The following is a 26,718-nucleotide window of genomic DNA, read 5'->3' as shown; positions in this document are numbered from 1 at the left end:
TATTGCAACGAATAAAAAAATAATGTTTCAAAAATAACCAATGTAAGGTTTGAATTATTCGATATAATTTCTACCTTTGCAGCCCCTTAGAAGAGGGGTTTTTAAATTTTATATAGTAAATATATGCCAACAATTTCACAATTAGTAAGAAAAGGAAGAGCCAAAATAACTAAGAAGAGTAAATCGGCTGCTTTGGATTCTTGTCCTCAAAGACGTGGAGTTTGTACGCGTGTTTATACTACAACACCTAAGAAGCCAAACTCTGCAATGCGTAAAGTTGCAAGGGTAAGGTTAACGAACGGTAACGAAGTTAACGCATACATCCCAGGTGAAGGACACAACCTCCAGGAGCACTCGATAGTATTAGTTAGAGGTGGAAGGGTAAAAGATTTACCAGGAGTTAGATATCACATTGTACGTGGTGCTTTAGACACAGCTGGTGTTGAAGGACGTACACAACGTAGATCTAAGTATGGTGCAAAACGCCCTAAGAAGTAATTAAAAAACTTTAAGAAGAAGACATGAGAAAAAGACAAGCGAAAAAAAGACCGCTTTTACCAGATCCAAGATTTAACGATCAGTTGGTAACACGTTTCGTGAACAACATGATGTGGGATGGTAAAAAGTCTGTGGCGTTTAAAGTATTCTACGATGCAATTGATATTGTAGACGAAAAGAAAACTGACGACGAAAAAACAGCTTTAGAATTATGGAAAGATGCATTATCTAATGTAATGCCTCACGTAGAAGTAAGAAGCCGTCGTGTTGGTGGAGCTACATTCCAAATTCCAATGCAAATTCGTCCAGATAGAAAAGTTTCTACAGCAATGAAATGGTTAATAGGTTACGCTCGTAAAAGAAATGAGAAATCTATGGCTCAAAAATTAGCTGCAGAAATTCTAGCTGCTGCAAAAGAAGAAGGTGCTGCAGTTAAAAAGCGTGTGGATACTCACAAAATGGCAGAAGCAAACAAAGCATTCTCACACTTTAGATTTTAATAAACAATGGGAAGAGATTTAAAATATACTAGAAATATAGGTATTGCAGCGCACATTGACGCTGGAAAAACAACGACTACCGAGCGTATCTTATTTTACACAGGTGTATCACACAAAATAGGTGAGGTACATGATGGTGCTGCTACTATGGACTGGATGGAGCAAGAGCAAGAAAGAGGTATTACAATTACTTCTGCTGCGACAACTTGTACATGGCAGTTCCCAACAGAGCAAGGAAAACCAACTGCTGATGCCAAAGGATACCACTTTAATATTATAGATACTCCAGGTCACGTTGACTTTACAGTAGAAGTAAACCGTTCTCTTCGTGTATTAGACGGTTTAGTATTCTTATTCTCTGCTGTAGATGGTGTTGAGCCTCAGTCTGAGACTAACTGGAGATTAGCAGATAACTACAAAGTACCACGTATGGGCTTTGTAAACAAAATGGACCGTCAAGGGTCTAACTTCTTGGCAGTATGTCAACAAGTAAAAGATATGCTAGGTTCTAACGCAGTACCAATCGTTCTTCCAATTGGAGAAGAAGCAGATTTCAAAGGTATTGTAGATTTAGTTAAGAACAGAGCTATCGTATGGCACGAAGATAACTTCGGGTCTACATTCGATGTTATTGACATTCCTGCAGAAATGCAAGACGAAGTAACAGAGTATAGAGCTGCTTTAATTGAAGCTGTTGCAGAATACGATGAAAACCTAATGGAGAAGTTCTTCGAAGATGAGAACTCTATTACTGAAGATGAAATTCATGCTGCATTAAGAGCTGCTGTTATGGATATGTCTATCATTCCTATGGTATGTGGTTCAGCATTCAAGAACAAAGGAGTTCAATTTTTATTAGACGCTGTTTGTCGTTACTTACCTTCGCCAACTGATAAAGATGCGATTGTAGGAACGAATCCAGATACAGATGAAGAAACATCTCGTAAGCCAGATGTTAAAGAACCATTTGCTGCTTTAGCATTCAAGATTGCTACAGATCCTTTTGTAGGACGTTTAGCATTCTTTAGAGCTTATTCTGGTCGTTTAGATGCTGGTTCTTACGTATTGAACAATCGTTCAGGTAAAAAAGAGCGTATCTCACGTATCTACCAAATGCACTCTAACAAGCAAAATGCAATTGAATATATAGAAGCAGGAGATATTGGAGCTGCAGTAGGATTTAAAGATATTAAGACTGGAGATACATTATCTGATGAGAAGAACCCAATAGTGTTAGAATCTATGGACTTCCCAGATCCAGTAATTGGTATCGCTGTTGAGCCAAAAACTAAAGCAGATGTTGATAAACTAGGTATGGCTTTAGGTAAATTGGCTGAAGAAGATCCAACATTTACAGTAAGAACAGATGAAGCTTCAGGACAGACTATTATTTCTGGAATGGGTGAGCTTCACTTAGATATTATTGTTGATCGTCTTAAACGTGAGTTTAAGGTTGAAGTAAACCAAGGTCAACCTCAAGTTGAGTACAAAGAAGCAGTAACAATGCGCGCTGAACACAGAGAAGTTTACAAGAAGCAGTCTGGTGGTCGTGGTAAATTCGCAGATATCGTATTTACACTAGAGCCAGCTGAAGAAGGTAAGCAAGGTCTTGAGTTTGTTTCTGAAATCAAAGGTGGTAACATTCCAAAAGAATTTATTCCTTCAGTAGAAAAAGGATTCAAAATGGCTATGCAAAACGGACCTTTAGCAGGTTACGAAGTAGATGCTATGAAAGTGACTTTAACTGATGGTTCTTATCACGATGTTGATTCCGATCAATTATCATTCGAATTGGCTGCTAAGCTAGGATTTAAATCTGCTGCAAAAGCTGCAAAAGCTGTAATCATGGAGCCAATCATGAAATTAGAAGTACTTACTCCTGAAGAAAACATGGGAGATATTGTAGGAGACCTTAACCGTCGTCGTGGTCAGGTAAATGACATGAGCGATAGAGCAGGTTCTAAAGTTGTTAAGGCTAATGTGCCGTTATCAGAAATGTTTGGTTATGTAACTGCGTTACGTACACTATCTTCTGGTAGAGCAACATCAACTATGGAATTTTCACACTATGCTGAAACACCAGCTAATATCTCAGAAGAGGTAATCAAAGCTGCTAAAGGAGTTGAAGCTTAAATCTTAAGGAAATGAGTCAAAAAATCAGAATAAAATTAAAATCATACGATCACAACTTAGTAGACAAGTCTGCTGATAAGATTGTAAAAACAGTAAAAAGTACAGGTGCTGTTGTAACTGGTCCAATTCCATTACCAACACACAAGAAGATTTTCACTGTGTTACGTTCACCACACGTAAACAAGAAGTCTAGAGAGCAGTTCCAATTAAGTTCTTACAAAAGACTATTGGATATCTATAGTTCTTCTTCAAAAACAATTGACGCTTTAATGAAGCTTGAATTACCAAGCGGTGTTGAAGTAGAGATTAAGGTGTAAGTGAAAACAGATTAGGCTTGGTGATTTGGTCACTGAGCGGAGTCGAAGTGACATGTCCTGAGCTGCGGGCGAAGGAAAAACGGTAAAAATACATTTCAGGGACGAAACGTATTTTGTCCCTGAAATTTTTTAAATAAGTAAATTAATTAATAACAAGATAGAGGAAATAAAGAGTATTAGAAAAATCTAAAATCTTATTTCTAAAGTCTAAAATCTAAAATCAAATGTCTGGGTTAATTGGAAAAAAAATCGGTATGACCAGCATCTTCGACGAGAACGGGAAGAATATCCCTTGTACTGTCATTGAAGCAGGTCCATGTATCGTTACCCAAGTCAGAACCGAAGAGGTTGATGGGTATAACGCGCTTCAACTTGGTTTCGATGACGCGACAGAAAAAAGTGCTACTAAGGCTCAAATGGGTCATGCTAAAAAAGCAGGTACTTCTGTAAAACGCAAAGTTGTTGAATTCCAAGGATTCGAAGAAGAGTACAAACTAGGAGATGCAATTACAGTAGAGCACTTTGTAGAAGGAGAGTTCGTAGATGTTTCAGGAACATCTAAAGGTAAAGGTTTCCAAGGGGTAGTAAAACGTCACGGATTTGGTGGTGTTGGTCAAGCTACACATGGACAACACAACCGTCTTAGAGCACCTGGTTCTATTGGTGCAGCATCTTACCCTGCAAGAGTTTTCAAAGGAATGAAAATGGCAGGTCGTATGGGAGGCGAAAAAGTTAAAGTTCAAAATTTAAGAGTTTATAAAGTAGTTCCAGAAAAGAACTTGCTTGTTGTAAAAGGTGCAGTACCTGGTCACAAAAACTCTTATGTAATTATTGAGAAATAATGAAAGTAGCAGTTTTAGATATAAACGGAAAGGACACTGGTAGAAAAGCTGAGCTTTCTAACGATGTGTTTGCTATAGAGCCAAACAATCATGCTGTTTACTTAGATGTAAAGCAGTACTTGGCTAATCAAAGACAAGGAACTCACAAGGCTAAAGAGCGTGGAGAGATTACGGGAAGTACTCGTAAGATCAAAAAGCAAAAAGGTACTGGTACCGCAAGAGCAGGTAGTATCAAGTCTGGTGTGTTCAAAGGTGGTGGACGTATGTTTGGTCCAAGACCAAGAAACTATGGTTTCAAGTTGAACAAAAACGTTAAGCGTTTGGCTCGTAAATCGGCTTTATCTATTAAAGCAAATGAGAAGTCAATTGTAGTTTTAGAAGACTTCAACTTTGATACACCAAAGACAAAAAACTTCACTGAAGTTCTTAAAGCCCTTGATATACAAGACAAAAAATCATTGTTTGTGTTGGGTGCGTCGAATAATAATGTATATTTGTCGTCGCGCAATTTGAAAGGCTCTGAAGTTGTAACTAACTCAGAATTAAGCACTTATAAAATTATGAATGCTAACACAGTTGTAGTTTTAGAAAGCGCATTAGAAGGAATTGAAACGAATTTAAGTAAATAAGAAAGGTCATGAGTATCTTAATTAAACCTATTATTACTGAAAAAGCAACTATGGATAGCGAGTTGAGAAACTGCTACAGCTTTCAGGTAAATACAAAGGCGAACAAGGTAGAAATCAAAAAAGCAGTTGAATCTGCTTATGGCGTTTCTGTTGAAAAAGTTCGCACAATAAACGTCCGTCCAGATAGAAGAACCCGTTACACAAAAACAGGTATTCAACATGGTAAAACAAATGCTATTAAAAAAGCAATTGTACAACTGGCGGAAGGTGAGACTATAGATTTATATGCTAACATGTAATTAGACAACAATGTCAGTAAGAAAGTTAAAACCGATCACATCAGCCCAGCGTTTTAGAGTAGTTAATGGATTTGACGCCATCACTACTGATAAGCCGGAGAAGAGCTTGCTCGAGCCGAAAAAAAGGTCTGGTGGTAGAAACAGTCAAGGAAAAATGACCATGCGCTACTTAGGTGGTGGTCATAAGAAGAAGTATCGTATCATTGATTTTAAACGTAACAAAACTGGAGTCCCAGCAGAAGTTAAGTCAATAGAATACGATCCAAACAGAACTGCGTTTATCGCTCTTTTGAATTATCAAGATGGTGAGAAGCGTTACATTATTGCTCAAAACGGTTTAAAGGTTGGGCAAAATGTTGTGTCAGGTGAAAGTGGAATCGCTCCAGAAATTGGTAACGCAATGCCATTGAGTCAGATTCCTCTTGGTACTATTATTTCTTGTATAGAGTTACACCCAAAACAAGGTGCTGTATTAGCACGTAGTGCAGGTGCTTTTGCTCAGTTAATGGCAAGAGATGGAAAGTTTGCTACAGTAAAATTACCTTCTGGTGAGACTAGAATGATTCTAGCCAACTGTATGGCTACTATTGGTGTAGTATCTAACTCTGATCATCAGCTTATCGTTTCAGGTAAAGCTGGTCGTAGCAGATGGTTAGGTAGAAGACCAAGAACAAACGCTGTACGTATGAACCCAGTAGATCACCCAATGGGTGGTGGTGAAGGACGTTCGTCTGGAGGTCACCCAAGATCTAGAAAAGGTATTCCTGCTAAAGGTTATAGAACTCGTTCTAAAACTAAAGCGAGCAACAAGTATATTATAGAACGCAGAAAGAAATAATTGAGATAATATGGCACGTTCATTAAAAAAAGGACCTTATATCCATTATAAATTAGAAAGAAAAGTAGCTGCTAATGTAGAAGCTAATAAAAAGACTGTTATCAAAACATGGTCTAGAGCTTCTATGATTTCTCCAGATTTTGTTGGACAAACAATAGCAGTACATAATGGTCGTCAGTTTGTTCCTGTATACATTACAGAGAATATGGTAGGTCATAAATTAGGAGAATTTTCACCAACGCGTTCTTTTAGAGGTCACGCAGGTGCAAAAAATAAAGGTAAAAAATAAGAGCAATGGGAAGTCGTAAAAAACAAATGGCAGACGCTATTAAAGCTGAGAAGAAGCAAGTTGCTTTTGCTAAGCTAAACAACTGCCCAACGTCACCAAGAAAGATGCGCTTAGTAGCGGATTTAGTAAGAGGTGAGAAGGCTGAGAAGGCATTACAAATATTAAGATTTAGCCCAAAAGAAGCATCACGTCGTTTAGAGAAATTGTTATTGTCTGCAATTGCAAACTGGCAAGCTAAAAACGAAGATGCAGATATCGAAGAGGCAGATTTGTTTGTAAAAGAGATCAGAGTAGATGGAGGATCAATGTTAAAGAGATTACGTCCAGCTCCTCAAGGTCGTGCACACAGAATTAGAAAAAGATCTAATCACGTAACTATTGTGGTAGATTCATTAAATAACACACAAAGCTAAGATAGAAGTATGGGACAAAAGACAAATCCAATCGGAAATCGTTTAGGTATTATCAGAGGATGGGAATCCAACTGGTATGGTGGTAACGATTATGGAGATAAGCTTGCTGAAGATGATAAGATCAGAAAGTATATCCATGCACGTTTATCTAAAGCTAGTGTTTCTAGAGTAATTATTGAGCGTACGCTTAAACTTGTAACCGTTACAATTACTACTGCTCGTCCAGGTATCATTATTGGTAAAGGAGGACAAGAAGTAGACAAGTTAAAAGAAGAGCTTAAGAAAATTACAGGTAAAGAAGTTCAGTTAAACATCTTTGAGATTAAAAGACCTGAACTAGATGCGCAATTAGTTGGAGCAAGTATTGCTCGTCAGATTGAAAGCCGAATTTCATACAGACGTGCAATTAAAATGGCTATCGCTGCAGCAATGCGTATGAATGCTGAAGGAATCAAAATTCAAATTAGTGGACGTTTAAACGGTGCTGAAATGGCACGTAGCGAGCACTACAAAGAAGGACGTATTCCTTTATCAACATTTAGAGCTGATATTGACTATGCTTTAGTTGAAGCACACACTACTTACGGTAGATTAGGTGTTAAAGTATGGATCATGAAAGGCGAAGTATATGGTAAAAGAGAACTTTCTCCTTTAGTTGGTTTATCTAAACAAAAAGGAAAAGGTGGACGTGGTAATAACAAACAACGTCGTAGAAAGTAATTTTTTAAAGTAAAAGAACATGTTACAGCCGAAAAGAACAAAATTTCGCAAACAACAGAAAGGTAGAATGAAGGGTAACTCTGGAAGAGGTCACCAACTTTCTAACGGTATGTTTGGTATAAAATCATTAGACTCTAATTTCTTAACATCGCGTCAAATAGAAGCAGCACGTATTGCCGCTACACGTTACATGAAAAGGGAAGGGCAACTTTGGATCAAAATATTTCCAGACAAGCCAATTACAAAAAAGCCTTTGGAAGTACGTATGGGTAAAGGTAAAGGTGGTGTAGAATATTGGGCTGCTGTTGTTAAACCAGGTAGAATTTTATTTGAAGTAGCAGGAGTGCCAATGGACGTTGCAAAAGAAGCATTACGTTTGGCAGCCCAAAAACTTCCAGTAAAAACTAAGTTTGTTATAGCTAGAGATTACGAAGCTTAATAGAAAGAATTATGAAGCAACAAGAAATCAAAGAATTATCTACAGCTGAGTTACAAGAAAAACTTAGTGATATGAAACAGAGTTACGCTGACCTAAAAATGGCTCATGCGATTTCTCCTTTAGACAATCCAATTCAACTTCGTTCTGTAAGAAGAACAGTTGCAAGATTGGCTACTGAATTAACTAAAAGAGAACAATAATCATTCTGCTAAAGATGGAAAAAAGAAATTTAAGAAAAGAACGTATAGGTGTTGTTACGAGTAACAAAATGCAGAAATCTATTGTTGTTTCTGAAGTTAAGAAAGTAAAGCATCCTATGTATGGAAAATTCGTATTAAAGACGAAGAAGTACGTAGCACACGACGAGCAAAACGACTGCAACGAAGGCGATACTGTAAGGATCATGGAAACACGTCCTATGAGTAAGTCTAAGTGTTGGAGATTAGTAGAAATAATTGAAAGAGCGAAGTAATTATGGTACAACAAGAATCAAGATTAAAAGTAGCTGATAACACTGGTGCAAAAGAGGTATTAACTATCCGTGTACTAGGTGGAACAAAAAAGCGATACGCTTCAGTTGGAGACAAAATCGTAGTAACTGTAAAAGATGCTACACCTAATGGAAACATTAAAAAAGGTGCCGTATCAACAGCAGTTGTTGTTCGTACTGTAAAAGAAGTAAGACGTCCAGATGGATCTTACATCAGATTCGACGACAATGCATGTGTCTTATTAAACCCACAAGGTGAGATGAGAGGAACACGTGTATTTGGACCAGTAGCGAGAGAGCTTCGTGATAAACAATTCATGAAAATTGTATCATTAGCACCTGAAGTGCTTTAATACATTATTAAGATGACAAAGCTTAAAATAAAATCAGGAGATACAGTAAAAGTAATTGCTGGAGATCACAAAGGATCAGAAGGTAAAGTACTTAAAGTATTAAGAGATAAGAATAGAGCCATCGTAGAAGGAATCAACTTGGTAAAGAAACACACTAAGCCAAGTGCACAAAATCCTCAAGGTGGTATTGTAGAGAAAGAAGCTTCTATTCACATTTCTAATTTGTCTTTAATGGCAAACGGAGAAACTACAAGAGTAGGATACAGAATGGAAGGTGATAAAAAAGTAAGATTTTCTAAAAAATCTAATGAAGTAATTTAGTTATGGCTTACACACCAAGATTAAAACAAGAGTATAAAGACAGAGTAATGTCTGCTCTTACAGAAGAGTTTGGATACAAAAATGTAATGCAAGTGCCAAAGTTAGAGAAGATAGTAATCTCTAAAGGTGTTGGTGCTGCAGTTGCAGATAAGAAGTTAATCGACCACGCTGTGGAAGAGTTAACTAAGATCTCAGGTCAAAAAGCAATAGCGACAATCTCTAAGAAAGACGTTGCATCATTTAAGTTACGTAAAGGAATGCCAATCGGTGCCAAAGTAACATTAAGAGGTGAGCAAATGTATGAGTTCTTAGACAGATTAGTTACTTCTGCATTACCACGAGTAAGAGATTTTAGTGGAATTAAAGCTACTGGTTTTGACGGAAGAGGTAACTATAATTTAGGAGTTACTGAACAAATCATTTTCCCAGAGATTGATATTGACAAGATCAATAAGATTTCTGGTATGGACATTACGTTTGTAACGTCTGCAGAAACTGATAAAGAAGCAAAATCATTATTATCAGAATTAGGTTTACCTTTTAAAAAGAATTAAGATATGGCTAAAGAATCAATGAAAGCCCGTGAGGTAAAAAGAGCAAAAACTGTTGCTAAGTATGCTGCAAAGCGTAAAGCTTTAAAAGAAGCTGGAGATTACGAAGCATTACAGAAGTTGCCAAAAAACGCTTCACCGATTCGTATGCACAACCGTTGTAAGTTAACGGGAAGACCAAAAGGTTATATGAGACAATTTGGTATCTCACGTGTAACGTTCAGAGAAATGGCTAACAAAGGGTTGATTCCTGGAGTTAAAAAAGCAAGTTGGTAATATTATTTTAAATAATCAGATTTAAGGTTCGGTACCAACCCGAAAACCAAAATCACAAATCAATTAGTTATGTACACAGATCCAATTGCGGATTTTTTGACTAGAATTAGAAACGCAGCGATGGCTGGCCACAGAGTGGTTGAGATTCCTGCTTCTAAAGTTAAAAAGGAGATGACTAAAATATTATTCGATCAAGGATATATTTTAAGTTACAAGTTTGACGATTCTTCAGCTCAAGGTACTATTAAGATTGCTCTTAAGTACAATACAAGCACTAAAGAATCTGTCATCAAGAAAATTCAAAGAGTAAGTAAACCAGGTTTACGTAAATATGCTGGTGCCAAAGAAATGCCAAGAGTACTTAATGGTCTTGGTGTTGCTATTGTTTCTACCTCTCATGGAGTAATGACAGGGAAACAAGCTACAAGAGAAAATGTAGGTGGTGAAGTATTGTGTTACGTGTATTAAAAAGGAATAGAAATGTCAAGAATAGGTAATAGCCCGATAACAATTCCTGAAGGCGTAACAGTAGAAGTTAACGATAACGTAGTTACTGTTAAAGGTAAACTAGGTGAGTTAACTCAAGATATTTCAGGAGTAGAATTAAAGATAGAAGATGGGACTGTAACATTGAGTCGCATATCTGAAAAGAAAGAACACAAAGCAAAACATGGTCTTTACAGAGCATTGATTGCTAATATGGTTGAAGGAGTTTCAAAAGGATTTACTAAAGAATTAGAATTAGTAGGTGTTGGATACAGAGCTTCAAACCAAGGAAATAAATTAGATTTAGCATTAGGATTCTCTCATAATATCGTTATGAGCCTTGCACCAGAAATTAAAGTAGAGACAATTTCTGAAAAAGGTAAAAATCCGATCGTTAAATTAACGTCTCACGATAAGCAATTAGTTGGTCAAGTAGCAGCTAAGATTCGTTCATTCCGTAAGCCAGAGCCTTACAAAGGAAAAGGAGTCAAGTTTGTTGGTGAGCAAATTAGAAGAAAAGCAGGTAAATCAGCTTAATAGTTAAGTTATGGCATTAACAAAGAACGAAAGAAGACAAAGAATAAAAAACAGAATCCGCAAGGTTGTTTCAGGAACTGAAGCTAGACCACGTCTATCTGTTTTTAGAAGCAATAAAGAAATTTATGCTCAAATCGTTGATGATGTTACAGGTAAGACTATTGCTGCTGCATCTTCAAGAGATAAAGACATAAGTTCTTCAAAAGGAACTAAAACTGAAATTGCTGCATTAGTAGGAAAATCAGTAGGAGAAAAAGCAGTTAAAGCAGGTGTAGAAACTATTTCTTTTGATAGAGGTGGTTACTTATATCATGGTAGAGTAAAATCATTAGCTGACGGCGCAAGAGAAGCTGGATTAAAATTTTAAGACATTATGTATCAGAAATATAAAAACGCAGAATTAGTAAAACCAGGAGGATTAGAGTTAAAAGATCGTCTTGTTGGTGTACAGCGTGTTACTAAAGTAACTAAAGGTGGTAGAGCGTTCGGATTTTCAGCTATCGTAGTTGTTGGTGATGAGAATGGAGTTGTAGGACACGGTTTAGGAAAATCTAAAGACGTTGCAACTGCTATCGCTAAAGCTGTAGAAGATGCTAAAAAGAACTTAGTACGTATTCCAATTACAAAAGGAACATTACCTCACGAACAAAAAGGTAAGTACGGAGGAGCAAGAGTAAATATTATTCCTGCTGCACCTGGTACCGGAGTTATTGCTGGTGGAGCTGTAAGAACAGTACTTGAAGCAGTTGGTGTACACGATGTATTATCAAAATCTCAAGGTTCTTCTAACCCTCACAATGTTGTAAAAGCAACTTTTGATGCTTTATTACAACTAAGAGATGCAAATGCTATCGCGAGAGAAAGAGGAATTTCTATAGAAAAAGTATTTAACGGATAATCTAGGATAAGATGGCAAAGATTAAAGTAACAAAAGTAAGAAGCGCAATCAATCGTCCAAAGAACCAAAAGTTAACATTAGAAGCTTTAGGTTTAAGAAAAATTGGTCAGGTTGTAGAGCATGATGCCACACCAAATATCCTTGGGATGGTTAATAAAGTTTCACATTTAGTTTCTGTAGAGGAGACAAAATAAATATTTACTAAACAATGGATTTAAGTAATTTAAAACCTGCAGAAGGTTCAGTGAAAAATAAAGGGAAGCGCGTTGGTCGTGGACAAGGTTCTGGAAAAGGTGGTACTGCAACACGTGGTCACAAAGGAGCTAAGTCACGTTCAGGGTATTCTAAGAAGCTTGGTTTCGAAGGTGGACAGATGCCGTTACAAAGACGTGTTCCTAAGTTTGGATTTAAGAACATTAACCGTGTAGAATATCAAGGTGTAAACCTAGACACTATTCAGCAATTGGTTGATGATAAGAAAATAAAAGACACTTTAGATTTTGATACAATCGTGGATTTAAGATTGGCAGGGAAGAATGAGCTTGTTAAAATCTTAGGTCGTGGAGAGTTAAAAGCAAAATTAAAAGTATCTGCTCATAAATTTACTGCTTCAGCAAAAGCTGCTATCGAAGCTGCAGGAGGAGAAGCAGTAACTTTATAAGACCCCATAAACAATGAAATTAATAGAAACATTAAAAAACGTTTGGAAGATTACAGAGCTTAAGGATCGTATCATTCTTACTCTAGGATTATTACTTGTGTATCGTTTTGGAGCACAAGTTGTATTACCTGGGATAGATATTGGTAAACTAGATGCTTTAGCTGGTAGTACAGAAGGAGGTATCTTAGGATTACTGAACGCCTTTACAGGTGGAGCATTTGCAAATGCATCTGTATTTGCACTTGGTATCATGCCTTATATCTCTGCTTCTATTGTAGTACAGTTAATGGGTATTGCTATACCTTACCTGCAAAAACTACAAAAAGAAGGAGAAAGTGGACGTAAGAAAATCACTCAGATAACACGTTGGTTAACCATAGCAATTTGTTTGGTACAAGCACCAGGTTATTTGGTTAGTATCCCTTCTTTAGCAGGACAACCTTCCTTAGGCGGATTATTATTACCAGGTTTCTCAGAAAACATCTTTATGTTTTCTTCAGTAATCATACTAGTTACAGGATGTATTTTCGCAATGTGGTTAGGTGAAAAGATTACAGACAAAGGAATTGGTAATGGTATTTCATTGTTAATTATGGTAGGTATCATCGCTACATTACCACAATCATTTGTACAGAATGCAATTTCTAGATTAGGTGGAGCAGGTAATGGAGGTTTCATGATGATCCTTATAGAACTAGTAATTTGGTTTGTTATCATTTTAGCATCTGTTATGTTAGTAATGGCTGTTAGAAAGATTGCTGTCCAGTATGCACGTAGAACGGCTTCTGGAGGATACGAAAAGAACGTATTTGGATCTAGACAGTTTTTACCATTGAAGCTTAACGCTTCAGGAGTAATGCCAATCATCTTTGCTCAGGCAATTATGTTTGTACCAAGCTTAATTGGAGGAACAGACATGTTGAAGGACACTGGAGTTGGTAGATGGATGCAAACAGAGTTCTCAGATATTTTCGGATTGTGGTACAATGTTGTATTTGCATTATTAATCATAGTATTTACGTACTTCTATACGGCAATTACAGTACCTACAAATAAGATGGCAGACGATCTTAAGAGAAGTGGAGGATTTATTCCTGGTATTAGACCTGGAACAGAAACTTCAGAATATCTAGATAAGATCATGTCTCAGATAACATTCCCAGGTTCATTATTTTTAGCATTGATCGCAGTGTTCCCTGCAATTATTGTGAAGCTAATGAACGTACAACAAGGTTGGGCACTATTTTTCGGTGGAACTTCTTTGTTGATTATGGTAGGAGTTGCAATAGACACGATGCAACAAGTAAATTCATACTTGTTGAATAGACACTATGATGGCTTGATGAAAACAGGTAAAAACAGAAAGGCAGTAGCTTAATATTATACTATGGCAAAACAAGCAGCAATAGAACAAGACGGAACGATAAGCGAAGCATTATCTAATGCAATGTTCCGTGTAGAATTAGAAAACGGTCATATTGTGACTGCTCACATTTCTGGTAAGATGCGTATGCACTACATTAAGTTGTTACCAGGAGATAAAGTAAAATTAGAAATGAGTCCTTACGATCTAACTAAGGCTCGTATAACTTATAGATACTAATACGATGAAAGTAAGAGCATCAGTTAAAAAAAGAAGTGCGGACTGTAAATTGGTTCGTAGAAAAGGTAGACTTTACGTAATTAACAAAAAGAATCCTAGATTCAAACAAAGACAAGGGTAATTATGGCAAGAATTGCAGGTGTAGACATACCAAAACAAAAAAGAGGAGTTATCTCTTTAACTTATATCTATGGAATAGGTAGAAGTAGAGCAAAAGAAATTTTAGCTACAGCTAAAGTTGATGAAAGTACAAAAGTATCGGACTGGACAGACGATGAAATCGGTAAGATTCGTGAGGCTGTAGGTACCTTTACTATCGAAGGTGAATTACGTTCTGAAACGCAATTGAACATTAAGCGATTAATGGATATTGGATGTTACAGAGGAATTCGTCATAGAGCTGGTTTACCTCTAAGAGGTCAACGTACTAAGAATAACTCTAGAACAAGAAAAGGAAGACGTAAAACTGTTGCTAACAAAAAGAAAGCAACTAAATAATAATTAGACATTAGTCATTAGTACTTAGTAGTTAGATGAATCTGCTTGAAATAGAAATGTTTAGGATTCTAACAACTAAAAGCTAACAACTAGAAACTATAACATATGGCAAAGTCAAGTACAAAAAAACGTAAAGTGATTGTTGATGCTATTGGAGAAGCTCATATTGCTGCTTCATTCAATAACATCATTATCTCATTAACAAACAAGAAAGGTGACGTAATCTCTTGGTCATCTGCTGGTAAAATGGGATTCAGAGGTTCTAAAAAAAATACACCTTATGCTGCACAGTTAGCTGCTGAAGATGCTTCAGAAGCTGCAAAAGAAGCAGGATTAAAGAAGGTAAAAGTATTTGTAAAAGGTCCTGGTAACGGAAGAGAATCTGCAATTCGTTCAATTCACAATTCTGGAATTGAAGTAACAGAAATCGTGGATGTAACTCCATTACCACACAATGGATGTAGACCTCCAAAACGTAGAAGAGTATAATCAGAAAAACTAAGACAGAACAAAGTCTTACTGTTTATCAGATTCTTACTATATTTGCAAAACTTTTTTCGAAACGTCCTTTTAATTTAAAAGTACGTTTCGATTTTATTAATAATTAAGTATAACAAGAGAGATCAAATAGTTATCGAAGGATTAAATTTTAGACCTGAATTCATAACTACTCTCAAAACAAATTTAAAATGGCAAGATATACTGGTCCAAAAACTAAAATAGCTCGTAAATTCGGACAAGCTATTTATGGAGATGATAAAGCTTTCGAAAAGAGAAATTATCCTCCAGGTCAACACGGTAACAACAGACGTCGTGGTAAAAAATCGGAGTACGCAGTACAATTAATGGAAAAGCAAAAAGCGAAGTACACTTATGGTATCTTAGAGCGTCAATTCCGTAACCTATTCAAAAAAGCAACAGCAGCTCCTGGAATTACAGGTGAGGTATTGTTACAATTATGTGAGTCTCGTTTAGACAATGTTGTTTTCAGAATGGGAGTTGCACCATCTCGAAGTGGAGCAAGACAATTAGTTTCTCACAGACACATTACAGTAAATGGAAGTGTTGTAAACATTCCTTCATACCAACTAAAAGCTGGTGATGTTGTAGGTGTAAGAGAAAAATCAAAATCGTTAGAAGTTATTCAAAATTCTTTGACTAACTCTACTCAGGTTTATGAGTGGATTACTTGGAATAACGATACTAAAGAAGGAACTTATGTTTCAGTTCCTGCTAGAATCCAGATTCCAGAACAAATCAACGAGCAATACATCGTCGAATTATACTCTAAATAATAATTTAATCATATTGGTATTTAGCCAAAGGGTTTACTGGTCTTCTTCAAACTTTTAGACCGAGCAACTAAATAACAATTAAAACGAAGAAAAAAACATGGCAATATTAAATTTTCAGAAGCCGGATAAAGTAATCATGATTGATTCAACTGATTTTGAAGGTAAATTTGAATTCAGACCTTTAGAACCAGGATACGGATTAACAGTAGGAAATGCTTTAAGAAGAGTTTTATTATCTTCTTTAGAAGGTTTTGCAATCACTTCTGTAAGAATAGAAGGTGTAGACCATGAGTTCTCAACGATCTCTGGTGTTGTAGAAGATGTTACAGAAATGATCTTGAACCTAAAACAAATTCGTTTCAAGAGACAAATCGACGAGATCGATAATGAGTCTGTATCAATTTCTATTTCTGGACAAGAGCAAATCACTGCTGGAGATTTCCAAAAATTCATTTCAGGATTCCAAGTATTAAATACAGACTTAGTAATCTGTAACCTTGATCCAAAAGTGAATATCAATATGGAAATCACTATAGAAAAAGGTAGAGGATATGTTCCTGCTGAAGAAAACAAAAAGTCTTCTGCACCAATCGGAACTATCTTTACAGATTCTATCTACACACCAATCAAAAATGTTAAGTATAGCATTGAGAATTTCCGTGTAGAGCAAAAAACAGATTACGAAAAATTAGTTTTCGAAATCATTACAGACGGTTCAATCCATCCAAAAGATGCTTTAACTGAAGCTGCTAAGATTTTAATTCACCACTTCATGTTATTCTCTGACGAGCGTATTACATTAGAAGCTGATGAAATTGCACAAACTGAAACTTATGATGAAGAATCACTTCACATGAGACAGTTATTGAAAACTAAATTGGTAGATATGGATCTTTCTGTACGTGCACTAAACTGTCTTAAGGCAGCAGAAGTAGATACGTTAGGAGATTTAGTATCATTCAACAAGAACGATTTAATGAAATTCCGAAACTTTGGTAAGAAATCTTTAACTGAGCTTGAAGAGCTTGTAAACGTTAAAGGATTAAACTTCGGAATGGACTTAAGCAAATATAAATTAGATAAAGACTAACAATTTTAGATTACAGATTTTTGATAAACGAATTCAAGTAGTCTAAAATATAAAACCTGAAATCGCAAGTTCAAAGTCGTAAATTAATAATTAACTCCTTTATAATTTGCTCCTCAAAAGAGTTGTAGCAAGATAGAGGTTTAAAACAAATGTCATGAGACACGGAAAAAAATTCAACCACTTAGGTAGAAAAACTGCTCACAGAAAGTCAATGTTAGCTAATATGGCTTGTTCTTTAATTGAGCACAAGCGTATCAATACAACTGTAGCAAAAGCGAAAGCTTTAAAGCAGTTCATTGAGCCTTTAGTAACAAAGTCTAAAGAAGACACAACGCACAACAGACGTATCGTTATGTCTAGACTAAGACAAAAAGAAGCAGTAACTGAATTGTTCAGAGATGTAGCTGTAAAAGTAGGAGATCGTCCAGGAGGATATACAAGAATCATTAAACTTGGTAATCGTCTAGGAGATAATGCTGATATGGCAATGATTGAGTTAGTTGATTATAACGAGCTTTACAATGCTGATAAGCCTAAGAAGAAATCTACTCGTAGAAGTAGAAGAGGAGGTAGCAAAGCAGCTGCAACAGCTCCAGTTGAAACTCAAGCTTCAAACGAAGAAGAATAATGTTAATAAGCATTAATAAATATCAAGGATAAACTTTTTTAGTTTATCCTTTTTTTTTGGATTTTTGTAAAACTTTTCTAAACATGAAATACACAAAACGTAAAAAAGCCCTTGTTTTACTTGCAGACGGAACAATTTTTTATGGTAAATCCATAGGAAAAGAAGGAACAGCCTTTGGAGAGGTTTGTTTCAATACTGGTGCAACTGGTTACCAAGAAATATTCACGGACCCTTCTTATTATGGTCAATTAATGGTAACTACAAATGTGCATATAGGAAACTATGGAGCACAAAAGTATGAGGTAGAATCTAACTCAGTAAAGATTGCCGGATTGATCTGTAGAAACTTTAGTTTCGATTACTCAAGACCAAGAGCAACAGAATCATTACAAGATTTTTTAGAAGCGAATAATATCTTAGCGATTTCAGATGTAGATACCAGAGCTTTGGTAAGCTATATTAGAGATAATGGTGCTATGAATGCCTTAATCTCTACTGATGTAGATAATATTGAAGGATTGAAAAAGCAATTAGCTGAAATTCCTGATATGAATGGTTTAGAGTTGGCATCGCAGGTTTCCACTAAAGAACCTTATTATTTTGGCAACGAAAATGCGAAATACAAGATTTCGGCCTTAGACATAGGAATCAAGACAAACATTCTTAGAAACCTAGCTAAAAGAGATGCCTATATAAAAGTCTTTCCTTACAATTCTAAATTTGAGGACATGGAAGCTTTCAAACCAGATGGATACTTTTTATCCAACGGGCCTGGAGACCCTGAACCCTTAAAGGAAGCACAAGAAGTAGCCAAAGAGATCATTAAGAGAGACTTACCATTGTTCGGAATATGTTTAGGGCATCAAGTTATAGCATTAGCCAATGGTATTTCAACATACAAAATGCACCATGGACATAGAGGAATTAACCATCCTGTAAAGAACTTAGAAACAGGCAAAGGAGAAATTACTTCACAAAACCATGGATTTGCAATTAACAGAGAAGAAACAGAGTCTCATCCAGATATCGAGATCACGCATGTGCATCTAAACGATCACACTGTAGCAGGTATAAAGATGAAAAGTAAGAATTGTTTCTCGGTACAATATCATCCAGAGGCAAGCCCTGGACCACACGACTCATCCTATCTCTTTGACCAGTTCATTGAGAATATGAGCAAAAACTAATAGAAGAATGGCAAAGAAACTAAAGAATCTTTGCCATTTTTTTGTTACGAAAACGGAATAGTAATTTTTTAATGTAAAACTGTAAACCAATAGAATATAAGGGCACAGTATTTTGTAAATTTGTGCTTCAAATTTTTAATCAATAAAAAAACAAAAATCGCATGAGTATTATTGTTAACGTTCACGCTAGACAAATTTTAGATTCAAGAGGAAATCCAACTGTCGAAGTAGATGTTATTACTGAAAACGGAGTATTAGGTAGAGCAGCAGTACCATCTGGAGCTTCTACAGGAGAACACGAAGCTGTTGAGCTTAGAGATGAAGGAGATACTTTTATGGGCAAAGGCGTTTCTAAAGCCGTTAAGAATGTCAATGAAATTATTGCTCAAGAATTACTTGGTGTTTTAGTCTTTGAACAAAATGCGATTGATCAATTAATGATCGAATTAGATGGTACGCCAAACAAATCCAAGCTTGGAGCTAATGCAATCTTAGGTGTGTCTTTAGCAGTTGCAAAAGCTGCGGCCAATGAATTGAACTTACCGCTTTATAGATATGTTGGAGGCGTTTCAGCAAATACATTACCAGTACCAATGATGAACATCATCAATGGTGGTTCTCATAGTGATGCTCCGATTGCGTTTCAAGAGTTCATGGTAATGCCAGTAAAAGCAAGAGATTTTTCTCATGCTATGCAAATGGGAACTGAGATTTTTCATAATCTAAAGAAAGTACTTCACGACAGAAACTTAAGTACAGCTGTTGGAGATGAAGGAGGATTTGCTCCAAACCTTGAAGGAGGTACTGAAGATGCACTAGATACCATTGGAAAGGCTGTGGCAAATGCAGGCTATAAATTAGGTGATGATGTAATGATTGCTTTAGATTGTGCTTCAGCCGAATTCTACAAAGACGGTAAGTACGATTACACCATTTTTGAAGGCGATAAAGGCAGTGTGAGAACGAGTCAAGAGCAAGCAGATTATCTAGCTGAACTTTGCGAAAAATACCCAATTATTTCTATTGAAGATGGTATGGATGAAAACGATTGGGAAGGCTGGAAATACCTTACCGAAAGGGTAGGCGATAAAGTTCAGTTAGTAGGTGATGATTTGTTTGTAACCAATGTAGAACGCTTATCAAGAGGGATTGAAAATGGAATTGCCAATTCAATCTTAATTAAAGTAAACCAAATAGGAACACTAACCGAAACCATTGCAGCAGTAAACATGGCGCATAATGCAGGGTACACATCTGTAATGTCGCATCGTTCTGGAGAAACTGAAGACAATACCATTGCAGATTTAGCCGTAGCGTTAAATACTGGGCAAATAAAAACAGGTTCAGCATCTCGTAGTGATCGTATGGCAAAATACAACCAGCTCCTAAGGATAGAAGAGGAGTTGGGGCAAACCGCATATTACCCAGGAACAAATGCTTTTAAAGTAAACTAAAAGCAATTGTAAAGTAATAAAAAGTAAAAGCCTTTCTTTTAAGTAGAAAGGCTTTTACTTTTTGTATTTTTAGCTGATGAGTTTTATGAAGCTATTACATAATTTTCTCCGTTTTGTTTACGGTTTGTTATCTGGGATACTCATGTTTGCTTCAATAATGCTGCTTATTTGTATTGCTTTTGTAGCGTTGTTCAATTTCAAGTATGATAAACATACCTTGATTTTCCTTAGCATTATCTTAATTGGGATCATCGGATATCTTGTGTACAACAAGAAAGTCGTTATAAATACCAAAAGGGATTATCAGTCTTGGTTTTTTTTCAAAGAAATTTTGAAAGTAGCAGCTGTATTATTCGTATTTGGTTTGTTTATAACTAAAATACAATTACCAAAACCATTGACTGATAAGAAAGAAGTTGCTGTTGTTGAAACCGAAGATGTCGTATTATATACTGATAGTTCCGAAACATCATATGAGAAGTATTATCAGAGTAAGCAAACTTGGTTTGACTTTCGTAGAAGAAAGCATGTTATGAAATTTAGAGTGGATTATGATAGTGTAGTTAAGTCTAAAGAAAACAGGGAATCTTTAAATAGGGTAGATTATTCAAACAAGACCGGGACTAGATTTAATGCTAAAACTAGAACAATTTATCGTACATATACTTTCTCATGGGAAAAGTTGTATGGAAATTTAGTGAAGAATGATAAGTCACTGATTGATGACTTAGCATTAGAATTCTATAATTATCAGATTCAAAAAAAATTGGATAGAAAGCAATTTGCTGAGTTAATGATTACTGCTATTCAGGATATTCCTTATGGTTTAGTCTTGTCAGATTCTTGCAGCATTGACGAAGTTAAACCTTGCGTCGGCAATGTAAAGTTTGGTCTTTTTGCACCAGCAGAATATATATCCAATTTGCACGGAGATTGTGATACTAGAACGGTTCTGCTATTTACATTACTATCAAGATTCAATTATGATGTTGCTATATTAAATAGTAAAGAATACAAACATTCAATGTTAGGATTAAATATCGCAGCTACTGGAAAATTTAAGGCATTTAAGTATAAGAAGTACTATTTTATAGAAACAACAGCAAGAGGCTGTCCAATAGGTTATTTATCTAAAGATTTTTTAAACATTGATAATTGGGATTTTGTCCTTATGCACAATAATATATAATATGGAATTAGTTTATCTAGCTTTAAGTCAAATTATTATTTCAATTGTTTTATCTATTGTAATAATGTTTATCTCCTATAAGATGCTATTAAAACTCTTTAGGTTAAAAGATCAAAAGATAAATAATGATAATCTGGCGATAAGTATTTTCTTTTCGGGAATAATATTTAGCATTGGTTATTTATTGAGTGGTATTATCCCATCAATTATTAATGCAATAGAGTTAATAAGGATTCATAAACAAGATTCAATGTATTTTGAAATATTTAAGTATTCTTCAATTGCACTATTAATAGGGTTTTTAATGTCTTGTATAATTCTGTTCACTTCGTTTACTTTACTTAAGTCTATGACTAAGTATATTAAAGAAATGAGTGAACTGAAGCAAAATAATATGGCTGTAGCACTTCTGCTATCCAGTATTTTGATATCAATAACCCTAATATGCAAGGATAGCTTAATCTTCTTATTGGATATATATGTGCCACAACCTGAGGTGGTGAAATTTAATTGATTAAACTAATCGAAACAATGTTTATTGATATGTCAATAATCACTTCTTTTTTATGATAGATTTTTAGAATATCATAATTAATAATTCCTTTATTTAAGGACTTTAATAATCCTTAGATATTTCGTAAATTCGTGGTCTCCATTCCGACAGAGGAATTAAACTAAAAAATTCAATACTATATGTCAGATAAAGCGACGTTAGAGATTAACGGACAAAAACACGAATTTCCTTTAATTACAGGGACAGAAAATGAAGTTGCAATAGATGTAAAAACACTAAGAGGAGCTACAGGAGGTGTAGTTACTATTGATCCTGGGTATAAGAATACAGGGTCTTGTGAAAGTGGAATTACATTTTTAAATGGTGAAGAAGGTATTCTTAGATACCGAGGATATGCCATTGAAGATCTGGCTGAAAAGGCAGATTTCCTAGAAGTCGCTTATTTATTGATTTTTGGAGAACTTCCTACTAAAGAAGAATTAGAAAAATTTCATTCAGATATAAAGTCTCATGCAGTAGTTGATGATGATGTAAAGAAGATATTAGATGCATTTCCAAAGGCAGCACATCCAATGGGAGTATTATCCTCTTTAACAAGTGCGTTAACAGCATTTAATCCAACTTCAGTGAATGTAGATTCCGAAGAGGATATGTACAACGCTATTGTTAGAATTCTAGGGAAATTCCCTGTGCTTGTAGCTTGGACAATGCGCAAAAAACTTGGACAGCCTCTAAACTATGGAAGCACATCTTTAGGATATGTTGAAAATGTACTTCAGATGATGTTCAAGAGACCAGATGAAGACTATACACAAAACGAAATTTTAGTCAATGCCTTAGATAAGCTATTGATTCTTCATGCAGATCATGAGCAAAACTGTTCTACATCGACTGTGAGAATTGTAGGCTCATCACATGCAGGCTTATTTGCATCACTATCAGCAGGGATTTCAGCACTTTGGGGACCACTCCATGGAGGTGCTAACCAAGCCGTATTAGAAATGCTAGAAGCCATTAAAGAAGATGGAGGCGATACTAAGAAGTATATGGCTAAAGCCAAAGACAAAGAAGATCCATTCCGTTTAATGGGATTCGGACACAGAGTATATAAGAACTTCGATCCAAGAGCAAGAATCATTAAGGTTGCAGCAGATGAAGTATTAGGAGATCTTGGTGTAGAAGATCCAATCTTAGATATCGCTAAAGGATTAGAGCAAGAAGCACTCAACGACGAGTATTTTGTTAAGCGTAAGCTGTATCCAAATGTAGATTTCTATTCAGGAATCATTTACAGAGCTATGGGAATTCCAGTTGAAATGTTCACAGTAATGTTTGCATTAGGGCGTTTGCCAGGCTGGATAGCACAATGGAGAGAAATGCGACTACGCAAAGAACCTATTGGACGTCCACGCCAGATTTATACAGGCGAAAACCATAGACCATTCAAGACATTAGATCAAAGATAAAAGACCTTTAAAATTTATGAATGTCATTCCAAATCAGTGAAGAACTCTGTAACCATCTTCTTCATTGGTAAACGAATGACATTTTTTTATTAGTATATGTTAGCTATAAACGTAAATAACGAAACCTCCCGACTTAGAGCCGTAGTACTTGGAACAGCATCGAGTAATGGCCCAACACCAAAACCTGAAGACTGTTACGACCCTAAGAGTAAGCAACATGTCTTAGCTGGAACATATCCTAAGCAAGAAGATATGGTCAAAGAAATGGATGCTGTAGCCAAAGTTTTTGAGAAGCACAATGTCAAGGTTTTTCGCCCAGAAGAAATCAAAGATTACAATCAGATTTTTTCGAGGGACATTGCTTTTGTGATTGAGAACAAACTAATCAAAGCCAATATACTTCCAGATAGAGATAGAGAGTACAAAGCCATTCAGCATGTATTAGATCAAATCAATCCAGAGAATATTATAGAACTGCCAGAAGAATGTCACGTCGAGGGTGGTGATGTAATGCCTTGGAACGACTATATCTTTATAGGAACTTATTCAGGTGAAGACTATCCAGATTATATAACGGCACGCACTAATACAGATGCCGTTATTGCGATTCAGGAATTGTTTCCGCACAAAACAGTCAAGTCTTTCGAACTTAGAAAATCTAATACCGACCCAAAGGAGAATGCTCTACATTTAGATTGTTGTTTTCAGCCTATCGGAAAAGGAAAAGCTATTTTGCATAAAAATGGGTTCTTAGTTGAAAGCGAATACCAATGGCTGGTAGATTTCTTCGGAGAAGAAAACGTGTTCGAAATTTCAAAAGATGAAATGTATAACATGAACAGTAATATCTTTTCCATATCTGAAGATGTCGTTATTTCTGAACAAAATTTCACAAGGCTTAACGCATGGTTACGATCTCATGGATTTACTGTTGAAGAAGTTCCTTATGCCGAGATTGCCAAACAAGAAGGTTTATTACGTTGCTCAACGATGCCGTTAATTAGAGATTAAAATGTCTATTAGGTTTCAAATACTTCCAAAAGAAGAGATTTTGTCTGTAGTGCCTTTGGTTGAAAAACTAAATGAGCATAAGATATCTGCTGAAACCTTAAACGAGCGCTTTTTAATAATGGTTGAAGAAGACTATGAGTGCGCTGTAATCTATGATGATGATAAGCTTATTGGTGTCACAGGCTTATGGTATTGTACTCGACATTATGCAGGGTACACTATGGAAGTGGACCATGTTTACATCGATGATGGTTATCGAGGACAAGGACTAGGTAAGCGTTTTTTTGAATGGATACACGAATATGCCAAAGAAAAAGGCTGTCAAACCGTGGAGTTAAACACCTATGTACAAAATTATCCTTCGCATAAGTTTTACTACAACGAAGGCTATGAAATTCTAGGTTATCATTTTTTAAAGAAACTATAGTTTTTCTTTCCTAAAGAGAGAACTTTATTATATTTGCAGGACCAACTTGCGGGAGTAGCTCAGTTGGTAGAGCGTCAGCCTTCCAAGCTGAATGTCGCCGGTTCGAACCCGGTCTCCCGCTCTAAAAGGTTTCACCAAAACGTGGAGCCTTTTTTTATTGGAATAATCCAAGTTGCAATTTGCAGTAAACATTTCTAATATTTTGATTATTAGATGCTTTGGTGTAATTTCATGCTTCTACTTTATCGATCATACCATGCAAGCCAATACCATAGACGAAGTTTTATCAGCTTTAGACCACATCATTGAAACCAGTAAGGCGAATAACAGTCCAGCTGGATATTTTGCAGCATTGTACAGGAAAGTTACACAAAGTGTAAAAGAAGGAATAGCCAATGGAGATTTTGAAGACGGTCAACGCATGGAACGCCTCGATGTACTTTTTGCCAATCGCCATCTAAAGGCCTATAATAGTTATTTTAAAGAAGAACCGTTAACGCAAAGTTGGCACGTAGCATTCGATAAAACCAAGGACTATTGGCCAATAGTCTTACAACATTTATTATTTGGTATCAATGCACATATCAATTTAGATTTGGGTATAGCTGCTGTTGAAACCGTTACAGAGCGACAAGAACCACTAATTAATTTGAAGAATGATTTCGATAAAATCAATGATCTATTAGCAGGTTTAGTTAGCGACGTTGAGCATGAACTCTCTGAAATTTGGCCAACATTGAAGAAGATTCTAAAAGTGACAAAAGATATCGATGACTTCCTAATCAATTTTAGCATGAAGGAAGCACGAGATGGAGCATGGAAGTTTGCAAACGAATTGTTTTCTGCAAAAGAAGGGGACTGGCAAGACATGATAGCCGAACGCGATACTAAAGTAGCCGAAATAGTATCCTATATCAGCCCTCCTGGACTCATTGCGCGACTGATCTTTGGAATAATCCGACTAGGTGAAAAAGGAAATGTAAAAAAGCGTATTGAAATTCTAGAGGCCTAAACTCAAATCATAGATTCGGAAAAGAGAACCATAGATTTGGAAAAGTAAGGTTGTTCGTATTGACACAACTTTGTATTGTAAATAAAAACAATAGAAAGATGAGTCAAAAAACAGCAATTATTACAGGCGGCAGTAGAGGGTTAGGAAGAGATATGGCAATCAGTTTAGCAAAAGATGGAGTCAATATTATTTTCTCTTACCATAACAACGAAGCCAAGGCGAAAGAAGTCATTTCAGAAGTAGAAGCTTTAAGCCAAAAAGCTGCAGCCTTTACTTTTGATGCCAATGATTATCAAAGTGGGCAAGAATTCATAAGTAAGGCAACTAACTACTTAAAAGAAGAAAACGGAAATACCAACTTCGATTTTCTAATTAACAATGCAGGGACTGGAACGTTCAATTTAGTATCCGATACCAATGAAGCACAGTTTGATGAGATGATGAATGTACATTTAAAAAGTGTATATTTTTTAACCCAAGCAGCATTACCTTATCTTAATGAAGAAGGAAGAATTATTAATATATCTAGTGGTTTAACACGATTTAGTTTCCCTGGGATGTCTGCCTATGCATTAATGAAAGGTGGGATAGAGGTATTCACTCGATATTTAGCTAAAGAATTGGGAGACCGTAAAATTACTGCCAATGTCATTGCTCCTGGAGCTATTGCTACAGATTTTGCTGGAGGAAGCAATAAAGATGAAGACAAAGTAGCTATAATTTCTAGTCTCACAGCTTTAGGAAGAGTAGGAGAAGCAGAAGATGTAGGAGGCGTTGTGGCATTCTTATGCTCAGATAAAGCAGGTTGGATTAATGGACAACGTATTGAAGTCTCAGGAGGTATGCTAGTCTAA

The 26,718-nt window shown here is 36.0% G+C and carries 41 protein-coding genes and 1 tRNA gene; all 42 read left to right on the top strand.

What is annotated here, in order from left to right; genetic code table 11:
- Positions 1–123: 123 nt before the first annotated feature.
- Positions 124–498, top strand: a complete 375-nt coding sequence (rpsL, locus tag NCE97_RS09560) for a 30S ribosomal protein S12 (RefSeq protein WP_007094992.1) — start codon at positions 124–126, stop codon at positions 496–498.
- Positions 499–521: 23 nt separating this feature from the next.
- Positions 522–998: a 30S ribosomal protein S7 gene (rpsG, locus tag NCE97_RS09555; protein ID WP_353778865.1), complete on the top strand. Its 477-nt coding sequence runs from the start codon at positions 522–524 to the stop codon at positions 996–998.
- Positions 999–1,004: 6 nt separating this feature from the next.
- Positions 1,005–3,131, top strand: coding sequence for an elongation factor G (gene fusA, locus NCE97_RS09550; RefSeq protein ID WP_353778864.1), 2,127 nt, complete (start codon positions 1,005–1,007; stop codon positions 3,129–3,131).
- 11 nt (positions 3,132–3,142) lie between these two features.
- Positions 3,143–3,448, top strand: a complete 306-nt coding sequence (rpsJ, locus tag NCE97_RS09545; RefSeq protein WP_007650482.1) for a 30S ribosomal protein S10 — start codon at positions 3,143–3,145, stop codon at positions 3,446–3,448.
- Positions 3,449–3,672: 224 nt separating this feature from the next.
- Positions 3,673–4,290, top strand: a complete 618-nt coding sequence (gene rplC / locus NCE97_RS09540) for a 50S ribosomal protein L3 (RefSeq protein ID WP_353778862.1) — start codon at positions 3,673–3,675, stop codon at positions 4,288–4,290.
- A complete protein-coding gene (gene rplD / locus NCE97_RS09535; RefSeq protein ID WP_353778861.1) occupies positions 4,290–4,919 on the top strand; it encodes a 50S ribosomal protein L4 in 630 nt (209 codons plus the stop codon). The genes rplC and rplD overlap by 1 nt, the downstream gene beginning before the upstream one ends.
- Before the next feature lie 8 nt (positions 4,920–4,927).
- Complete coding sequence (gene rplW / locus NCE97_RS09530) at positions 4,928–5,218, top strand: 50S ribosomal protein L23 (protein ID WP_353778860.1); 291 nt, start codon at positions 4,928–4,930, stop codon at positions 5,216–5,218.
- 10 nt (positions 5,219–5,228) lie between these two features.
- Positions 5,229–6,056, top strand: a complete 828-nt coding sequence (gene rplB, locus NCE97_RS09525; protein WP_353778859.1) for a 50S ribosomal protein L2 — start codon at positions 5,229–5,231, stop codon at positions 6,054–6,056.
- Between the two features lie 10 nt (positions 6,057–6,066).
- Positions 6,067–6,345 carry a 30S ribosomal protein S19 gene (rpsS, locus tag NCE97_RS09520; protein WP_299188096.1) on the top strand — a complete coding sequence of 93 codons (279 nt, stop codon included), beginning with the start codon at positions 6,067–6,069 and terminating at the stop codon, positions 6,343–6,345.
- Between the two features lie 5 nt (positions 6,346–6,350).
- On the top strand, positions 6,351–6,758 hold the full coding sequence (rplV, locus tag NCE97_RS09515; RefSeq protein WP_353778857.1) for a 50S ribosomal protein L22: 408 nt from the start codon (positions 6,351–6,353) through the stop codon (positions 6,756–6,758).
- Positions 6,759–6,767: 9 nt separating this feature from the next.
- Positions 6,768–7,478 (top strand): 30S ribosomal protein S3, encoded by a 711-nt coding sequence (gene rpsC, locus NCE97_RS09510; RefSeq protein ID WP_353778856.1) that lies wholly within the window; start codon positions 6,768–6,770, stop codon positions 7,476–7,478.
- Between the two features lie 19 nt (positions 7,479–7,497).
- Positions 7,498–7,917 carry a 50S ribosomal protein L16 gene (gene rplP / locus NCE97_RS09505; RefSeq protein ID WP_353778855.1) on the top strand — a complete coding sequence of 140 codons (420 nt, stop codon included), beginning with the start codon at positions 7,498–7,500 and terminating at the stop codon, positions 7,915–7,917.
- Positions 7,918–7,928: 11 nt separating this feature from the next.
- The gene (gene rpmC / locus NCE97_RS09500) at positions 7,929–8,117 is read left to right on the top strand and encodes a 50S ribosomal protein L29 (RefSeq protein ID WP_353778854.1); all 189 of its coding nucleotides are present in this window, start codon (positions 7,929–7,931) and stop codon (positions 8,115–8,117) included.
- 14 nt (positions 8,118–8,131) lie between these two features.
- Positions 8,132–8,389: a 30S ribosomal protein S17 gene (gene rpsQ / locus NCE97_RS09495; protein WP_353778853.1), complete on the top strand. Its 258-nt coding sequence runs from the start codon at positions 8,132–8,134 to the stop codon at positions 8,387–8,389.
- Between the two features lie 2 nt (positions 8,390–8,391).
- Positions 8,392–8,760 (top strand): 50S ribosomal protein L14, encoded by a 369-nt coding sequence (rplN, locus tag NCE97_RS09490; protein ID WP_353778852.1) that lies wholly within the window; start codon positions 8,392–8,394, stop codon positions 8,758–8,760.
- 12 nt (positions 8,761–8,772) lie between these two features.
- Positions 8,773–9,081 (top strand): 50S ribosomal protein L24, encoded by a 309-nt coding sequence (gene rplX / locus NCE97_RS09485; protein ID WP_353778851.1) that lies wholly within the window; start codon positions 8,773–8,775, stop codon positions 9,079–9,081.
- 2 nt (positions 9,082–9,083) lie between these two features.
- Complete coding sequence (gene rplE / locus NCE97_RS09480) at positions 9,084–9,635, top strand: 50S ribosomal protein L5 (protein WP_353778850.1); 552 nt, start codon at positions 9,084–9,086, stop codon at positions 9,633–9,635.
- A gap of 3 nt (positions 9,636–9,638) precedes the next feature.
- Positions 9,639–9,908 (top strand): 30S ribosomal protein S14, encoded by a 270-nt coding sequence (gene rpsN, locus NCE97_RS09475; protein WP_353778849.1) that lies wholly within the window; start codon positions 9,639–9,641, stop codon positions 9,906–9,908.
- Positions 9,909–9,977: 69 nt separating this feature from the next.
- The gene (gene rpsH / locus NCE97_RS09470; protein WP_353778847.1) at positions 9,978–10,376 is read left to right on the top strand and encodes a 30S ribosomal protein S8; all 399 of its coding nucleotides are present in this window, start codon (positions 9,978–9,980) and stop codon (positions 10,374–10,376) included.
- 12 nt (positions 10,377–10,388) lie between these two features.
- A complete protein-coding gene (gene rplF / locus NCE97_RS09465; RefSeq protein ID WP_353778846.1) occupies positions 10,389–10,931 on the top strand; it encodes a 50S ribosomal protein L6 in 543 nt (180 codons plus the stop codon).
- Positions 10,932–10,941: 10 nt separating this feature from the next.
- A complete protein-coding gene (rplR, locus tag NCE97_RS09460) occupies positions 10,942–11,298 on the top strand; it encodes a 50S ribosomal protein L18 (RefSeq protein ID WP_353778844.1) in 357 nt (118 codons plus the stop codon).
- A 6-nt stretch (positions 11,299–11,304) separates the two neighbouring features.
- Positions 11,305–11,829: a 30S ribosomal protein S5 gene (rpsE, locus tag NCE97_RS09455; RefSeq protein ID WP_353778843.1), complete on the top strand. Its 525-nt coding sequence runs from the start codon at positions 11,305–11,307 to the stop codon at positions 11,827–11,829.
- Positions 11,830–11,840: 11 nt separating this feature from the next.
- Positions 11,841–12,023 carry a 50S ribosomal protein L30 gene (rpmD, locus tag NCE97_RS09450; RefSeq protein WP_353778842.1) on the top strand — a complete coding sequence of 61 codons (183 nt, stop codon included), beginning with the start codon at positions 11,841–11,843 and terminating at the stop codon, positions 12,021–12,023.
- 14 nt (positions 12,024–12,037) lie between these two features.
- Complete coding sequence (gene rplO, locus NCE97_RS09445) at positions 12,038–12,490, top strand: 50S ribosomal protein L15 (protein WP_353778841.1); 453 nt, start codon at positions 12,038–12,040, stop codon at positions 12,488–12,490.
- A gap of 13 nt (positions 12,491–12,503) precedes the next feature.
- Positions 12,504–13,868 carry a preprotein translocase subunit SecY gene (secY, locus tag NCE97_RS09440; RefSeq protein ID WP_353778839.1) on the top strand — a complete coding sequence of 455 codons (1,365 nt, stop codon included), beginning with the start codon at positions 12,504–12,506 and terminating at the stop codon, positions 13,866–13,868.
- Positions 13,869–13,877: 9 nt separating this feature from the next.
- Positions 13,878–14,093, top strand: a complete 216-nt coding sequence (infA, locus tag NCE97_RS09435) for a translation initiation factor IF-1 (RefSeq protein ID WP_353778837.1) — start codon at positions 13,878–13,880, stop codon at positions 14,091–14,093.
- A 4-nt stretch (positions 14,094–14,097) separates the two neighbouring features.
- Positions 14,098–14,214, top strand: a complete 117-nt coding sequence (gene ykgO, locus NCE97_RS09430; RefSeq protein WP_008269159.1) for a type B 50S ribosomal protein L36 — start codon at positions 14,098–14,100, stop codon at positions 14,212–14,214.
- Positions 14,215–14,216: 2 nt separating this feature from the next.
- Positions 14,217–14,591, top strand: a complete 375-nt coding sequence (gene rpsM / locus NCE97_RS09425) for a 30S ribosomal protein S13 (protein WP_353778836.1) — start codon at positions 14,217–14,219, stop codon at positions 14,589–14,591.
- A gap of 105 nt (positions 14,592–14,696) precedes the next feature.
- Positions 14,697–15,080: a 30S ribosomal protein S11 gene (rpsK, locus tag NCE97_RS09420; protein WP_353778835.1), complete on the top strand. Its 384-nt coding sequence runs from the start codon at positions 14,697–14,699 to the stop codon at positions 15,078–15,080.
- Positions 15,081–15,280: 200 nt separating this feature from the next.
- Positions 15,281–15,886 carry a 30S ribosomal protein S4 gene (gene rpsD, locus NCE97_RS09415; RefSeq protein ID WP_353778834.1) on the top strand — a complete coding sequence of 202 codons (606 nt, stop codon included), beginning with the start codon at positions 15,281–15,283 and terminating at the stop codon, positions 15,884–15,886.
- A 97-nt stretch (positions 15,887–15,983) separates the two neighbouring features.
- Positions 15,984–16,976: a DNA-directed RNA polymerase subunit alpha gene (locus tag NCE97_RS09410; RefSeq protein WP_353778833.1), complete on the top strand. Its 993-nt coding sequence runs from the start codon at positions 15,984–15,986 to the stop codon at positions 16,974–16,976.
- A 154-nt stretch (positions 16,977–17,130) separates the two neighbouring features.
- Positions 17,131–17,604, top strand: coding sequence for a 50S ribosomal protein L17 (gene rplQ, locus NCE97_RS09405; protein WP_353778832.1), 474 nt, complete (start codon positions 17,131–17,133; stop codon positions 17,602–17,604).
- 83 nt (positions 17,605–17,687) lie between these two features.
- Positions 17,688–18,791: a glutamine-hydrolyzing carbamoyl-phosphate synthase small subunit gene (carA, locus tag NCE97_RS09400; protein ID WP_353778831.1), complete on the top strand. Its 1,104-nt coding sequence runs from the start codon at positions 17,688–17,690 to the stop codon at positions 18,789–18,791.
- Between the two features lie 161 nt (positions 18,792–18,952).
- Complete coding sequence (gene eno / locus NCE97_RS09395) at positions 18,953–20,245, top strand: phosphopyruvate hydratase (RefSeq protein WP_353778829.1); 1,293 nt, start codon at positions 18,953–18,955, stop codon at positions 20,243–20,245.
- An 85-nt stretch (positions 20,246–20,330) separates the two neighbouring features.
- The gene (locus NCE97_RS09390; RefSeq protein ID WP_353778827.1) at positions 20,331–21,434 is read left to right on the top strand and encodes a hypothetical protein; all 1,104 of its coding nucleotides are present in this window, start codon (positions 20,331–20,333) and stop codon (positions 21,432–21,434) included.
- Between the two features lie 82 nt (positions 21,435–21,516).
- Positions 21,517–21,948, top strand: coding sequence for a DUF350 domain-containing protein (locus NCE97_RS09385; protein ID WP_353778825.1), 432 nt, complete (start codon positions 21,517–21,519; stop codon positions 21,946–21,948).
- A gap of 179 nt (positions 21,949–22,127) precedes the next feature.
- The gene (locus tag NCE97_RS09380; protein WP_353778823.1) at positions 22,128–23,414 is read left to right on the top strand and encodes a citrate synthase; all 1,287 of its coding nucleotides are present in this window, start codon (positions 22,128–22,130) and stop codon (positions 23,412–23,414) included.
- Positions 23,415–23,510: 96 nt separating this feature from the next.
- Entirely contained in the window at positions 23,511–24,425 is a 915-nt protein-coding gene (locus NCE97_RS09375; protein ID WP_353778822.1) for a dimethylarginine dimethylaminohydrolase family protein, read from the top strand.
- A 1-nt stretch (position 24,426) separates the two neighbouring features.
- On the top strand, positions 24,427–24,852 hold the full coding sequence (locus NCE97_RS09370; RefSeq protein ID WP_353778821.1) for a GNAT family N-acetyltransferase: 426 nt from the start codon (positions 24,427–24,429) through the stop codon (positions 24,850–24,852).
- Positions 24,853–24,900: 48 nt separating this feature from the next.
- Positions 24,901–24,973, top strand: a tRNA-Gly gene (locus NCE97_RS09365).
- A gap of 81 nt (positions 24,974–25,054) precedes the next feature.
- Positions 25,055–25,864, top strand: a complete 810-nt coding sequence (locus tag NCE97_RS09360) for a DUF5995 family protein (protein ID WP_353778820.1) — start codon at positions 25,055–25,057, stop codon at positions 25,862–25,864.
- 98 nt (positions 25,865–25,962) lie between these two features.
- Positions 25,963–26,718, top strand: a complete 756-nt coding sequence (locus tag NCE97_RS09355; protein ID WP_353778819.1) for an SDR family NAD(P)-dependent oxidoreductase — start codon at positions 25,963–25,965, stop codon at positions 26,716–26,718.

Origin of the sequence: Winogradskyella sp. 3972H.M.0a.05 (genome assembly GCF_040493455.1) — a bacterium.
Classification (GTDB): Bacteria; Bacteroidota; Bacteroidia; order Flavobacteriales; family Flavobacteriaceae; genus Microcosmobacter.
Note: the sequence above shows the minus strand (reverse complement) of the source record. Positions and strands in the feature narration are given on the sequence as shown.

Coding starts and splice junctions, on each gene's coding strand:
- rpsL (WP_007094992.1), top strand. CDS start 124: ATGCCAACAATTTCACAATTAGTAAGAAAAGGAAGAGCCAAAATAACT.
- rpsG (WP_353778865.1), top strand. CDS start 522: ATGAGAAAAAGACAAGCGAAAAAAAGACCGCTTTTACCAGATCCAAGA.
- fusA (WP_353778864.1), top strand. CDS start 1,005: ATGGGAAGAGATTTAAAATATACTAGAAATATAGGTATTGCAGCGCAC.
- rpsJ (WP_007650482.1), top strand. CDS start 3,143: ATGAGTCAAAAAATCAGAATAAAATTAAAATCATACGATCACAACTTA.
- rplC (WP_353778862.1), top strand. CDS start 3,673: ATGTCTGGGTTAATTGGAAAAAAAATCGGTATGACCAGCATCTTCGAC.
- rplD (WP_353778861.1), top strand. CDS start 4,290: ATGAAAGTAGCAGTTTTAGATATAAACGGAAAGGACACTGGTAGAAAA.
- rplW (WP_353778860.1), top strand. CDS start 4,928: ATGAGTATCTTAATTAAACCTATTATTACTGAAAAAGCAACTATGGAT.
- rplB (WP_353778859.1), top strand. CDS start 5,229: ATGTCAGTAAGAAAGTTAAAACCGATCACATCAGCCCAGCGTTTTAGA.
- rpsS (WP_299188096.1), top strand. CDS start 6,067: ATGGCACGTTCATTAAAAAAAGGACCTTATATCCATTATAAATTAGAA.
- rplV (WP_353778857.1), top strand. CDS start 6,351: ATGGGAAGTCGTAAAAAACAAATGGCAGACGCTATTAAAGCTGAGAAG.
- rpsC (WP_353778856.1), top strand. CDS start 6,768: ATGGGACAAAAGACAAATCCAATCGGAAATCGTTTAGGTATTATCAGA.
- rplP (WP_353778855.1), top strand. CDS start 7,498: ATGTTACAGCCGAAAAGAACAAAATTTCGCAAACAACAGAAAGGTAGA.
- rpmC (WP_353778854.1), top strand. CDS start 7,929: ATGAAGCAACAAGAAATCAAAGAATTATCTACAGCTGAGTTACAAGAA.
- rpsQ (WP_353778853.1), top strand. CDS start 8,132: ATGGAAAAAAGAAATTTAAGAAAAGAACGTATAGGTGTTGTTACGAGT.
- rplN (WP_353778852.1), top strand. CDS start 8,392: ATGGTACAACAAGAATCAAGATTAAAAGTAGCTGATAACACTGGTGCA.
- rplX (WP_353778851.1), top strand. CDS start 8,773: ATGACAAAGCTTAAAATAAAATCAGGAGATACAGTAAAAGTAATTGCT.
- rplE (WP_353778850.1), top strand. CDS start 9,084: ATGGCTTACACACCAAGATTAAAACAAGAGTATAAAGACAGAGTAATG.
- rpsN (WP_353778849.1), top strand. CDS start 9,639: ATGGCTAAAGAATCAATGAAAGCCCGTGAGGTAAAAAGAGCAAAAACT.
- rpsH (WP_353778847.1), top strand. CDS start 9,978: ATGTACACAGATCCAATTGCGGATTTTTTGACTAGAATTAGAAACGCA.
- rplF (WP_353778846.1), top strand. CDS start 10,389: ATGTCAAGAATAGGTAATAGCCCGATAACAATTCCTGAAGGCGTAACA.
- rplR (WP_353778844.1), top strand. CDS start 10,942: ATGGCATTAACAAAGAACGAAAGAAGACAAAGAATAAAAAACAGAATC.
- rpsE (WP_353778843.1), top strand. CDS start 11,305: ATGTATCAGAAATATAAAAACGCAGAATTAGTAAAACCAGGAGGATTA.
- rpmD (WP_353778842.1), top strand. CDS start 11,841: ATGGCAAAGATTAAAGTAACAAAAGTAAGAAGCGCAATCAATCGTCCA.
- rplO (WP_353778841.1), top strand. CDS start 12,038: ATGGATTTAAGTAATTTAAAACCTGCAGAAGGTTCAGTGAAAAATAAA.
- secY (WP_353778839.1), top strand. CDS start 12,504: ATGAAATTAATAGAAACATTAAAAAACGTTTGGAAGATTACAGAGCTT.
- infA (WP_353778837.1), top strand. CDS start 13,878: ATGGCAAAACAAGCAGCAATAGAACAAGACGGAACGATAAGCGAAGCA.
- ykgO (WP_008269159.1), top strand. CDS start 14,098: ATGAAAGTAAGAGCATCAGTTAAAAAAAGAAGTGCGGACTGTAAATTG.
- rpsM (WP_353778836.1), top strand. CDS start 14,217: ATGGCAAGAATTGCAGGTGTAGACATACCAAAACAAAAAAGAGGAGTT.
- rpsK (WP_353778835.1), top strand. CDS start 14,697: ATGGCAAAGTCAAGTACAAAAAAACGTAAAGTGATTGTTGATGCTATT.
- rpsD (WP_353778834.1), top strand. CDS start 15,281: ATGGCAAGATATACTGGTCCAAAAACTAAAATAGCTCGTAAATTCGGA.
- NCE97_RS09410 (WP_353778833.1), top strand. CDS start 15,984: ATGGCAATATTAAATTTTCAGAAGCCGGATAAAGTAATCATGATTGAT.
- rplQ (WP_353778832.1), top strand. CDS start 17,131: ATGAGACACGGAAAAAAATTCAACCACTTAGGTAGAAAAACTGCTCAC.
- carA (WP_353778831.1), top strand. CDS start 17,688: ATGAAATACACAAAACGTAAAAAAGCCCTTGTTTTACTTGCAGACGGA.
- eno (WP_353778829.1), top strand. CDS start 18,953: ATGAGTATTATTGTTAACGTTCACGCTAGACAAATTTTAGATTCAAGA.
- NCE97_RS09390 (WP_353778827.1), top strand. CDS start 20,331: ATGAAGCTATTACATAATTTTCTCCGTTTTGTTTACGGTTTGTTATCT.
- NCE97_RS09385 (WP_353778825.1), top strand. CDS start 21,517: ATGCTATTAAAACTCTTTAGGTTAAAAGATCAAAAGATAAATAATGAT.
- NCE97_RS09380 (WP_353778823.1), top strand. CDS start 22,128: ATGTCAGATAAAGCGACGTTAGAGATTAACGGACAAAAACACGAATTT.
- NCE97_RS09375 (WP_353778822.1), top strand. CDS start 23,511: ATGTTAGCTATAAACGTAAATAACGAAACCTCCCGACTTAGAGCCGTA.
- NCE97_RS09370 (WP_353778821.1), top strand. CDS start 24,427: ATGTCTATTAGGTTTCAAATACTTCCAAAAGAAGAGATTTTGTCTGTA.
- NCE97_RS09355 (WP_353778819.1), top strand. CDS start 25,963: ATGAGTCAAAAAACAGCAATTATTACAGGCGGCAGTAGAGGGTTAGGA.